Below are 11,412 nucleotides of genomic sequence, written 5' to 3' on the forward strand. Positions count from 1 at the left end.
GAACATGCTGGTTGGCGTTGACGGTTGCGTGACGGACGGCACAACGGTGGGCGCCGATCCCCCTCCGACCGGCGCCCACCGGAATCAACCCGGTCAGCGTGCGCCGCCCCTCTTGCAGTGCACTTGCAGGCGACCCGCAAGATCCGCGGCGCGATCTCACCAGGCTCGTTCCGCAGTCGCCTTCACCGGCGCCGTCCTTCGCCTCCCCCGGGCCATGACGGCGAACCCGGCAGCGACCGCGCCCACGGCCAGCCAAGGCCCCGCGAAGCCCACCCCGACGCCGACCGCGCACTGGGGGCCCTGACAGATCTGCTGAACGGGATCGCCGACCGCGGGCACGATCTCGCCGATCAGGAAGCCGACGAAGATGTGCAGGCCGAGCACGGCCAACAGCCTGCCCGTCAGCCCGAAGACCAGTTGGCGTACCCGCTGTTGGGGCGCCGGCTCCGGTGCCCGGCCGGTCGCCACCAGCAGCCGCAGGGCGAGCAGGACGAACAGGGCTGCGGCCCCGATGAGCAGATAACGGTCCCAGCGGATGAGTCCGGTGGCGCCCTCGAAGGTCACACCGCCGAGTTCGGCCTGTGTGAACCGCGCCCCGGACAGCGCGGCCCCGTCCAGTCTCGCCCCGGTGAGATCCGCCTGGGTCAGGTCGGCACCGGTGAGGTTCGCGCCCGACAGATCCGCGTGCGAGGCGCTTGCCTGCGTGAGGTCGGCATGGGTCAGGTCCGCCTTGGCCAGGGTCGCACCGTCCAACTCCGTCTGGATGAGATTGGCCTGGTGCAGATCGGCGCCGGACAGATCGGCGCCGGTGAAGTCGCCCTGGGCGAGCGAGAGGCCGGCCAGGTGGGCGCCGCGCAGATCGGCACAGCGGAACGTGTGGTCCGAGTCGAGGTCCGCCTGCGTCAGGTGTTTTCCGGCGAGTTGCTTTCCCGAGTGGGCGGCACACGCGGAGGATCGCAACGCCCGTGCCTGCTCCGGCACCGCTGCCTGCGCCGGGCCCGAGGCGGCCAGCAGAACGGTGACGGTAAGCGCCCCGCAGACCTGGCGCGCCGACCTTCCCAGTGACGTGAACATGCGATTCCCCTCGTGAGGTCCCGTCGGCGCCCGCGCCGATCCGGATCCCCCAGCCCTCAACGCACTTCTCGTTCCGCACGCACTTCCGCGTCGGCGAACGCCACGCTAAGCCGCCCTACTTGCGATTCACTTGCAGTCGCCCTCGGCCGGCCCGGACCCGAAGAGGCGCTTTCGTCCGGTGCGCTTGGCACGTCCCTCAGCCCGCCGCCGTAAGCACGCCGGAGCATCTCCGCCGGAGCGCGCCACCCGCGTGCGGCCCGCTTGCAAGTGAGCTGCAAGACCGCCGCGCAGGATTCACCCCATGGACCACGCAGGACAAGGGGGAACGGCAGACATGCGCGAATGGGAGGTCAGCGGTTACACCGCCGTACGCGAACTCGGGTCGGGAGCCAGCGGAAGGGTGGTGCTGGCCAGGCAAGTCGTCACCGGGACGCCTGTCGCCGTCAAGTACCTCTCCGAGCAGCTGCTCGGGGACGAGCGATTCCGCACCGGGTTCCGCGCGGAGGCCGAGCTGCTCGGCGCGCTTCGGTCGCCGTATGTGGTCCAGTTGTACGAGTACGTGGAGACGCCGCAGGGTGCCGCGATCGTGATGGAACTGGTGGATGGCGTTCCGCTGCGGGCGCTCCTGCGGGAGGAGGGTGCCACCGGGCCCGAGGCGGCGCTCACCGTGCTCAAGGGCTCGTTGCTGGGGCTGGCCGACGCGCATGCGGCGGGCGTGGTGCACCGGGACTACAAGCCGGACAACGTCCTGGTCGCCGCCGACGGTTCGTCCAAGCTGGTGGACTTCGGTATCGCCGTGCCCGTCGGTCAGGCCGACGGCGTGGTGGCGGGTACTCCGCTGTACATGGCACCCGAGCAGTGGACGGGGCGGCCGGCGAGCCCTGCTTCGGATGTGTACGCGGCGACCGCGACGTTCTTCGAATGCCTCACCGGTGCCAAGCCGTACTCCGGCACGACCGCCATGGAACTGGCGATCCAGCACATGGAGGCGCCCATCCCCGACGAACTCGTTCCGGAGCCGGTGCGGCCACTGCTGCGCAGCGGCCTCGCCAAGACGCCCGAGGAGCGCCCGGCCACGGCCGCCGGCTTCGTCGCCGAGCTGGAGGCGGTGGCCACGGCCGCGTACGGCGAGGACTGGGAGGAACGCGGCCAGCGCAAGCTCGTCGCTCTGGCGGCCCTGCTTCCCCTGCTGTTTCCGCTCTCCGAGCCCGGCGCTTCAGGTACGACCGCGCTGGCCACCACCACACTCGTACCACCGAAGGCCGGCACCCGCAGCCGTATGCGGATGAGCCGCCGCAGCAGGGTGCTGGCCGGGACCGCGGCGGGGGCACTGCTCGCCGGCGCGCTCACCCTCACCGCGGTCGCGACCGGGAAGCCGTCCGACAGCCGGGCCGACTCCCGGGCCACTGACGGCACGTCGAACGCTGCCGGCTCGCTGTCCCCGGCCGACACCGCCGGCCACACTCCGCCCTCCGGTACGGGCTCCGCCACGGAGTCGGCCTCGGCGTCGGCCGAGGCGACCACTTCGGCCGACGCCTCCGCCTCGGTCTCCACTTCCGCCTCCTCTCCGGAGGATTCCGGCACGGAGTCCACCTCGGGCGACTCCGTCGGCGGCACTTCCAGTGACCCGACGGGCGGCGCCACCGCCGGGAGCACCACCGGCGCGCCCTCGGCCGGCGGTGGAAACAGCTCCGCCGGGACCGGTGGCACAACGTCCACCACCACGACCCCCACCACCACCCCGTCCCCCCAACTCCACGTGTATTCCGTGACGTTCCAGGCCAGCGGGCCACTGGGCTCCGGCTGCGCCATGGTGGTCTCGGTCACCGTGAAGACCGACGGAGCCGCTGACGGCACCATGACCCTCACCTGGTTCGACAGCGCCTCGGCCGACCAGGCCGGACCGGCCGAAGGCACCCAGTCGATCGCCCTGCCCAAGGGCCAGACACAGGTCTCCGGCCGCTACACCCACACCTTCGGCACGCCTGACCCCTACCCCTACCTCGGAGCCGAGGTGACGACCAGTCCCAAGGCCGACTCCGGCAACGGCTCGATCACCACCATCACCGCTCCCAGCAGCTGCAACCCGATCCGCTGAAACTCTCCCTCGGCATCCTCACACCCAAGAGACTCCCATGACGGCACCCCAGGACCCACGGCAGCACTACGGCCTGCCGCCCGAGTACGGCACCGACCCACAGGACGGGCCTGCGGTCACGGACGACATCACCGTACGGCTCCCGCATCCGGACCAGTCCGAGACCGTTCGCTTGGACAGCCCTGCCGACACACTCCACTTCGCGCCGGAGATCCGCTTCGGCCCCGGGGTGCCCAGCCCCGCTCGCACCGGTGCCCACACCTCCCGCTCGGCCGCGGAGGTCTGGCACGGCACCGCCCGCCCCCACGAGCCATCGCGCGACGACGAGCACCGCCGACGGCGTCGCCGGCGCCGTCCGCTGGGCGGCTGGCTGCTTCCGTTGGTCGTGCTGATCGCGGTACTGGCCTACCTGGCCTGGCAGCGTTCCGGGCCGACGCTCGCGGTGACCGGGGTGGGTATCCGCACCGCCCCCGCCGGGCCGGGCTGCAACGGCACCGCCGCAATCACCGGCACCCTGCGTACCAACGGCGGTTCGGGCGACGTCACCTATCGCTGGATACGCAGCGACGGCACTGTGTCGGAGACCCTCCATCAGCACATCGCCCGTGGCGCCCGGCGTACTGACGTCGTCCTGCGCTGGAGCTTCGACGGTCAGGGCACGCTTCGGGCGACCGCCACTCTTGAGGTGCTGTCGCCGGATCCGCTGACCGCGTCGACGGCCTTCCCCTACCGCTGCCGTTGATCCGAGATCCGGCCGTGTGCGCATGAGCATCGTGAGCCACTCGACCACGGAGCCTCGTGACACGCTCGGCAAAGGTGCGTCACGATGATCGCCATGACCGACGGACTCACATGGCTTGCCGCTCCCCAGTCGATCGCCTTCGGTGGCTACAGCGTGGTGCTCGCTCGGGGGTTGGACGCCGAAGAGCTGGTCTCTCGGCTGACCGCGACAGTGTTCGGGCCGACGCGCACGGCCCGCAGCCTGGGCCGCCTCACCAGCAAGGACCTGATCGATGTCGTGGAGAACGGCCCCTGGGAGCCCCACCCCACCATAGGTCTGCGTTTCGGAGAGATCGGCGAATGGGTCTTCGTGGTCAAGTACGGCGGCTGGCAGGCTGAGTTCGGCCCGCGGCCACCTGTTTCCCGGGAGGGCGCACACGTCTTCCAGCTGGAGTTCGAAGAGGAGAACGGCAAACCGGTACCGCCTCAGTTCTCCTACCTCCATGAGGATCGCCTCATGTGCGCCTTCAATCTCCACCTGGACCGTTCATGGGGATACGACGGCGTGAGCGGTGACCGCGAGGTGGCGGTACGCATCGAGGAGATGCTGGCTGCTGCCGGCTTGCCGGACCCCGACGTGCCTCGCCGCGAGGTGCACCGCACTGCACTGGAGATCATCGAACGGTACTTCGGCCTTTCCCTGCCACGCAGGCAAGTCCTGGAGGCCGCGCTTCCCGCTGCGGTCCTGGAGATCGCGTAGCGGATGATCGAGCAGGTCCACGCCCGCCAGTCGCCCGGTGGTGGCGGTCGGTCTGCCGCTACCCGGCAGCCGCAACGGCTGCCGGGCGTTCACTCCCACGCCTCGAACGACGAGGCCAGGCAGGCCTTCCGGGTGCCGCACGCCTTCACCCTCGCGCGGCTCCGCTCTGCTGGGCCACCGTGTGCGGCACCCAGACAGCGGCGTGGAACGGGCCGTTGGCAGTGACCGGGTCAGCGGGCGGGAGCGCCGCACTGCCTGCGACGACGCCGTGGCGGTTGACCTGCGCCGCGGACGAGTTGAGGCCGCCGAGGGAGGCCAGGTAGGTGAAGTCGCCGTTGACGCGGGCGACGAAGGCGAAGGAGTTGGGGGCGAAGTTGTCACCGACCATGAGGTCCCCGGTGATCTGCTTCACCTCGGTGACACCACGCCCGGAACCGATCGTGGCAGTCGTGTGCGTGGTGAGGTCGAACGAGCTGGAGAGCAGGCTGTCGCCGCCGACGACCGTGTTCCCACTGACCAGTTGTGCGGTCAGGAAGTGGGACCCCAGGTCCGTGCGGATGCCGGTGCGGAGGTCGTAGGCGTATCCGGAGAGGCTGTTGTCGGCCGTTCGAGACTGACCGACCACGGTGGAACCGCTGATGTCGTTGGCTGTGCTGGAGCTTCCGCCGAGGGTGCCGACATCGGTCATCGTCCGGGTGCGCAGGTTGTACGCGAACCCGTGCGTGGTGGTGGCAGGCGTGTTCGGCAGGGAGGAACTGCCCACGACGATCGCACCGCTGACGGCCGCCGCGGTGCTCACGCCCGACGGGCCGGCGAGGCTGCCGAGATCGGTCATGGTCCGGGTGCGCAGGCTGTACGCGAACGCGTGGGTGGCCACGTCGCCGGACAGCGACGACGTCCCCACCACGGTGTCACCGTCGAGGCCGGTGATGGTGGTGGTACTGCCACCGAGAGTGCCGATGTCGACGAGGCGATGGGTCCGGATGTTGTAGGCGAATCCGTGAGCCGGGCCGTCGGCGGAGAGGTCCGACTCCCCGACGACGTAGTTTCCCTCCACGCCGGTCGCCCGGCTGGAGTCCCCCAGCGTGCCGAGATCCGTCATGGTGTGTCTGCGCAGGTCGTACGCGAAGGCGTGTTCGGCGTCGTCGTCGCTCGTCAGTGAGCTCCCGACGACCGTGTTGCCGTCGATGGCGGTCGCCTCGCTGCGGGTACCGCCCAGGGTGCCGAGGTCCTGCACGGTGTACTGCACGGACCCCGCCGCCGGCACGGCCGACGACGTGTCAGCCGCGTACGCCGGACCGGCGCCCACAGCGAGCAGGCCCGCACCCGCCAGAATCCAGGCACGTAAAGGTATGCGCATGATGCCCCCCTGAAACGATCGGTCGAAACGAGCACGGTTCGGCGAACCACTGTGCCTCCCCAGGCACATGCCGAACGGATGTCGTACAGCCATCACTTGTACATCAGTTCCGATCGGCCAAACAGTGGGCGGTCGGCCACAGGCCGGACACCCCTGGCCGCCGCCAGGAGACGGGACACTGGGCTGGATGCGGTTCTCGCAGATCACGGGCGGGGCGCTCACGCACGGCACCGACCCACGACCGGTGAACCGAAACCGTGCACCGCGAAGACCAGGACAACGAACAGAACCGGCCAGTCGTGCCTTCCCCGTCGGCGTTTCGCGCGAAGCGCCGAAATGGGGCGCTCACCTCCCACGTGATGCGGTGGGCGACGGCGGGTAGTCGTCGACCGTCATGGAGTTGTAGAGGCGTCCGCTCTTGGTGGTGAGGCGGAGGAGGGCGCGGCTGGGCCCCGCGGGCAGGGCGGAGATCAGGCGGGCTCCCTGGGCCAGTCCCCGCACGCCAAGGCGTGAGGTGGGGATCAGTGTCTTCGCCGCGCTGAGCGCGGCCGCGTGGCTGCCGCGCACGTGCTCCGCCATCGCGCGCTCGTAGGCGGGGAAGGCGCGCTCGTGGTCACCGCCCGCCCGTGCCAGCTCCCCGGCGAGGACGTACGCCCCGACGACGGCCAGGCTGGTGCTGCCTCCGACGGCCGGACCGGGACAGTAGCCCGCGTCGCCGACGAGCGTCACCCTCCCCCGCGACCAGGTGTCCATGCGGAGCTGGGTGATCGAGTCGAAGTAGAACGCCGGGGTGCGGTCCAGCTCGTTCAGCCAGCGGTCCACCTCGGGGTGCATGCCGTCGAACGCGCCGCGCAGCAGCTCCTTCTGCCGGGGCACGTCGTGGTGGTGGTAGTCGAGCTCACGCTCGCTCCGGAACAGGAACAACGCCCGCGCGTCCCCGAGGTGCCGCGCGCCGTACATGCCGGCAGTGCGGCCGACGCCGACGTGGATGAGGAGCTCGCGGTCGAGCGCGGAGACGTTCGGCAGGCTCAGCACCCCGAAGTAGGCCCCGATGAAGGCACTTGAGCGGGGCTCGTCGCCGAAGACGAGGCGGCGCACGGTGGAGTGCAGCCCGTCCGCGCCGACGACGAGGTCGAAACGGCGCGGCGGGGCGTTCTCGAACCGCACCTCGCCGTCGGGCGAGATCTCCGTGATCGAGTCACCGAAGATGTACTCGACGTCGTGACGCGCCGCGTCGTAATAGATCTCGCTCAGATCGTCGCGCATGATCTCGACGTGCCGGTCGGAGGCGGCGCTGAAGATCTTGGCGAGGTCCACCCGGACGGGACGTCGTGCGCCCTCCTGACAGACGGTCATCCGGTTGGTGCCGGTGGCCCGTTCCTCGACGCGCGGGAGCACGCCCATCTTCTCCGAGATGTTCATCGCGGGCCGGAACAGGTCGACCGCGTGGCCGCCGGTCCTGCGCGGAGTGGGCGCGCGCTCGACAACGGTGACAGAGAAGCCGTGCCTGGTGAGCCAGTACGCCAGCACCGGGCCGGCGACGCTGGCCCCGGAGACGAGAATCCGCATCGCACCCCTCCTTGTCATTCAGTCCGGTCGGGAACAGTCATGAGCCCACTGTCACCGGCAGTACCCGCCCACGGATTGGACAAATGTTCCCCTTGGCCGACTCGTGCAGCCACCCGGACCAGGTGATCCGCCGCGCCATGAGGGGTGAGATGCGGCACCGCATCACCGGCGATAGCATGGAGATAACGGCCGCGCGAGCCCAGTGACCGGTGGCCGAATTCCCTTGGCGTTCTTTGCGCTCTTTCGTGCGTGTTCGTGTTCCTTCGTTCTCTGGGCCCGCAGACTGCGGGAAGGAGATGGAACACGATGAGTCAGACGGATACCCTCATCGCCCTTGAGAAGACGCAAGTCGGATACCACGAAGGTTTCTCGAACGGCCACTACAACAACCATCAGAAGTTTTCCCCCGCCGTTCCCGGGCTGGAGTGGTCACAGAACCAGTCATGGTGTCAGACGTTTCAGTCCTGGGCCTTCCAGGAAGCCGGCGTGAAGAGTCTGGCACCTGTGACCGCCTCTTGCTCGACGGCTGTCAACTGGTACAAGAGCCGCGGCAGGTTCTCGTACTATCCCGCGATCGGGGCGATGGTGTTCTTCGGCCCCACGGGGGGCGAACACGTCGGACTCGTCTACCAGTACGACGCGGATTTCGCGTACACCATCGAGGGGAACACCAACACCAACGGCTCCTCCGAGGGCGACGGGGTGTACCTGAAAAAGCGTGGCCGCCGGGACAGCAATCTCTACGGATATGGTCTGCCGAAATTCGCCGAGGGAATCGTCACGGCCGATCCGGGTTTGAAGAGCAAGCCCGGATATACCTATATGGCCACTGCCTCGTCCCATGTGTCCGATGGACTGCAAGTCGCAGAGGTCGAAGCGGCGCTGCCGTGGGTGTCCTCGAACCAGCTCACCTGGGCGGCCACTCACCCCACGGCCGATGAGCAGGCCGCGCCAAACGGCGACGGCACGACGGCAGACGATGTCGCTCTCGTGCAGGATGCGTTGGAAAAGGTCATGGGCGTCGCCCCGGACGACCCGCACTCCGTGTTCGAGGCGGAGACACAGGACCTCTTCGAGCAATTCCGCCGGGAGAAACTGGACCACTCCGTGGCGGACGGCCACGGCGTTCCCAGCCCGCAGGAGCTGGCCGAACTGGGCAGGCAGTCGGAGCTGTTCAACGTCAGGGCGGGGTCGTCACCGGCCGCGGAGCTGCCCTGGGTCAGCCTGAACCAGGTGGTCTGGGCCTCGACGCACAGTGTCCAGGAGGAAGAGGCGCAGCCGGGCGGCGACGCCAGCCCGAGGGCCGATGTGGCTCTGGTGCAGGACGGGTTGAAGAGAGTCATGCACACGGACGTGGCCGACGAGCGCGGAGTCTTCGAGACCGCCACTCAGACCCTCTACGACGAGTTTCGTCGGACGGTGCTGCACTTCTCCGGAAGTGACGCCGTCGGGACGCCAGGAGTGCAGTCGCTGACGGAACTCGGCCAGCGCGCAGGGCTGTTCCGGGTGCATATCGGTTTCCCGGTGGGCGAGACGACGGTTGGTACCGGCGTCGAAGCCATGGGGCAGATCGACGCGAAGCAGGTGACGTTCCAGAGGTGTACGTCCGAGGGCACGCTGGAGGACTGGATCGCGCAGGCGAGTACGGCGGCCGGAGTCCAGGCGAGCAGCTACTGGGTGAAGGGCTTCAAGACAGCCGTCGCACGCGAGTCGTCCGGCAACCCCAACGCCTGCAATCTGTGGGACCGCAACGCCATCACGCCTCCCGGCTTCAGCAAGGTCAAGGACTTCGGGGACGGCTATCGGCACGATGGACGGATCGTGAGACTGAACGGCGCGCTCACCGCCTTCCAGTGCTCCCGGGGCATCGTCCAGTGCATCCCGCAGACATTCGCCCAACGCCACTCTCCCGGAACCTCGGTGAACATCTACGACCCCGTGGCATGCATCGCCGCCGCGATGCGGTACGTCCGCAGCCGGTACGGCGTCGCCATCGACGGTTCCAATCTCGCCAAGAAGGTCCAGCAGTTCGACCCCAACCGGCGCCCCCACGGGTACTGACGGCGAGGCGGAACGCATACGACGAGCGGCGCCTGGCCCCGGTGGGCAGAGGGGGGCAGGCGCCGTTCGCAGGTTCGGCGTGCTCCCGGATCCCGGCTGCATGCCGTCGTACGACGTGTTCGGGAGTGGATGACGCGGCGCGAAATTTGCATCGAGAAGGCCGGCAGGCTGGCAGGAGTTTCCGAAACTCGACGACATTTCTGCGGCCGAGCCCCCCTCAGACGTCCCCAGAGCTCACCAGCCGCCTCTCTTCTGCTAACAGCGTGACGCCCGCAGCGACAGCGCGCCACCCGCTCTACGGCGACTTCGCCGCCAACATCACCCCGTGCGCCTTCTGGCCGCGCGGCGCGGAACCCGCCACCCGCGTCGACAACTCGGTCGGCGCTCTCGTCGTACAGAACCATCCGGGGCGGCCGCGGCCACGCCGTCTACGCCCTCCCCGGCGCCGCCGCCTGCGTCACCCACACCGTCGGCACGTACCTCACGGACGGACACCCGCGGGCTTCAGGAACAGAAGTCGGTGATGGTGGCGGTGAGGATGTCGGTGAGGCGGTCCAGCGAGGCGAGGTCGACGTACTCGGTGGCCGCGTGGGCGCCTTCGCCGTCGACGCCGAAGAGCAGGCAGGGGATGCCGGCACGGTCCAGGAGGGCGCAGTCGGTCCAGAACGGCTCGGCGCGCACGGCGGGCGGCCGGCCGAGGAACTGTTCGGCGTGGCGGGTGAGGGTGCGCACGATGGCGGCTTCGGGGTCGGCCTCGAAGGGGGCGCGGTGCAGGCCGCGGGTCAGGTGGTAGTGGAAGTCGGGGACCGTGGCGGTGAGGTGGTCGAGTACGGCGGTCAGTTCGCGCTCAACGCTGTCAGCGTTCTCGCCGGGGACGGTGCGGCGCTCCAGGGTGACGCGGCACTGCGCGGGGTAGGTGGAGGCTTCCTCGCCGCCGTGGATGACGGAGGCATGGACGGTGCCGGTGCCCAGGAGCGGGTGGGCCGGGCCCTGGGCGAGGCGGTGTCCGAGTTCCTCCAGGGCGACCAGGAAGTGCCCGGCCTTGGCGATGGCATCGATGCCGAGATCGGGACGGGAACCGTGGGCCGCGCGGCCGTCGATCCGTACGTCGAACCAGCCGAAGCCCTTGTGGGCGAGGGTGACTTCGAGATGGCTCGGCTCGGTGACGATCGCCGCGTCCGCGGTGAAGGACTCCTGTACCTCCTCGGTGCCGAAGCTGCCGTGTTCCTCGTCGGCGACACAGGCGAGGAGGACGTCGCCGCGCAGGGGTCCTCGGGCGGCGGCACGGGCGGCGGCGACCATCATGGCCGCGATGCCGCCCTTCATGTCGAAGGTGCCGCGGCCGTACATCCTGCCGTCGCGGATCCGCGGATGGAGCGGGTCGCCGTCGTAGTCGGCGAGGCTGACGGTGTCGAGGTGGCCGTTGAGCATGAGGGAGCGGCCGCCGCCGGTGCCGCGGGCGATCGCGACGAGCGAGGGCCGGCCTGGGCGCTTCTCCAGGCGGTGGATCTCGAAGCCGCGCTCCGTCAGCCATTGGCTGCAGAAGTCGGCGACGGCGGTCTCGCCGGCGCCGCCGGGAACCAGGTCCGGGTTGACGGAGTCGATGGCGACCAGCCGGGCCAGCAGGCCGGTGGGGCCGGAGTCCAGGGGTTCGGGAGCGGAGAACGTCTCGGGGAGCATGGGTACCTCTCGGAGTGCGGCTCTTGAGGAGTGGCGGTGCTTGCCGAGCACCGTTGCGGGCATGCCGATGAGGGGAGCGACCGATGCCGC

Annotated in this window: 8 protein-coding genes; 4 read left to right on the forward strand and 4 right to left on the reverse strand. The window is 69.5% G+C overall.

The genetic code is table 11. The features are described from left to right. Positions 1–156: 156 nt before the first annotated feature. Complete coding sequence (locus AB0D85_RS08355) at positions 157–1,074, reverse strand: pentapeptide repeat-containing protein (RefSeq protein ID WP_362315549.1); 918 nt, start codon at positions 1,072–1,074, stop codon at positions 157–159. A 334-nt stretch (positions 1,075–1,408) separates the two neighbouring features. Between AB0D85_RS08355 and AB0D85_RS08360 the strand changes: the two genes are divergently transcribed. The 3 genes from AB0D85_RS08360 to AB0D85_RS08370 all read left to right on the forward strand — a co-directional run bounded on the left by AB0D85_RS08360 (position 1,409) and on the right by AB0D85_RS08370 (position 4,652). Continuing rightward, on the forward strand, positions 1,409–3,172 hold the full coding sequence (locus AB0D85_RS08360) for a serine/threonine-protein kinase (protein ID WP_362315551.1): 1,764 nt from the start codon (positions 1,409–1,411) through the stop codon (positions 3,170–3,172). A gap of 37 nt (positions 3,173–3,209) precedes the next feature. Next, positions 3,210–3,914 carry a hypothetical protein gene (locus AB0D85_RS08365; RefSeq protein ID WP_362315552.1) on the forward strand — a complete coding sequence of 235 codons (705 nt, stop codon included), beginning with the start codon at positions 3,210–3,212 and terminating at the stop codon, positions 3,912–3,914. Positions 3,915–3,998: 84 nt separating this feature from the next. Then, entirely contained in the window at positions 3,999–4,652 is a 654-nt protein-coding gene (locus AB0D85_RS08370) for a hypothetical protein (RefSeq protein WP_362315555.1), read from the forward strand. 145 nt (positions 4,653–4,797) lie between these two features. Here AB0D85_RS08370 and AB0D85_RS08375 read toward each other — a convergent pair whose 3' ends face one another. Further along, complete coding sequence (locus AB0D85_RS08375) at positions 4,798–6,012, reverse strand: hypothetical protein (protein ID WP_362315558.1); 1,215 nt, start codon at positions 6,010–6,012, stop codon at positions 4,798–4,800. 345 nt (positions 6,013–6,357) lie between these two features. Further along, entirely contained in the window at positions 6,358–7,581 is a 1,224-nt protein-coding gene (locus AB0D85_RS08380; protein WP_362315560.1) for an FAD-dependent monooxygenase, read from the reverse strand. A gap of 306 nt (positions 7,582–7,887) precedes the next feature. On the opposite strand from AB0D85_RS08380, the gene AB0D85_RS08385 reads away from it, so the two are divergent. Then, on the forward strand, positions 7,888–9,642 hold the full coding sequence (locus AB0D85_RS08385) for a hypothetical protein (RefSeq protein ID WP_362315563.1): 1,755 nt from the start codon (positions 7,888–7,890) through the stop codon (positions 9,640–9,642). A gap of 504 nt (positions 9,643–10,146) precedes the next feature. Here the strand turns inward: AB0D85_RS08385 and AB0D85_RS08390 are convergent. Further along, entirely contained in the window at positions 10,147–11,385 is a 1,239-nt protein-coding gene (locus AB0D85_RS08390; protein ID WP_362315566.1) for an ArgE/DapE family deacylase, read from the reverse strand. Positions 11,386–11,412 lie beyond the last annotated feature (27 nt).

This window comes from Streptomyces sp. NPDC048277, from assembly GCF_040652235.1.
In the GTDB taxonomy this organism is placed as follows: Bacteria; Actinomycetota; Actinomycetes; order Streptomycetales; family Streptomycetaceae; genus Streptomyces.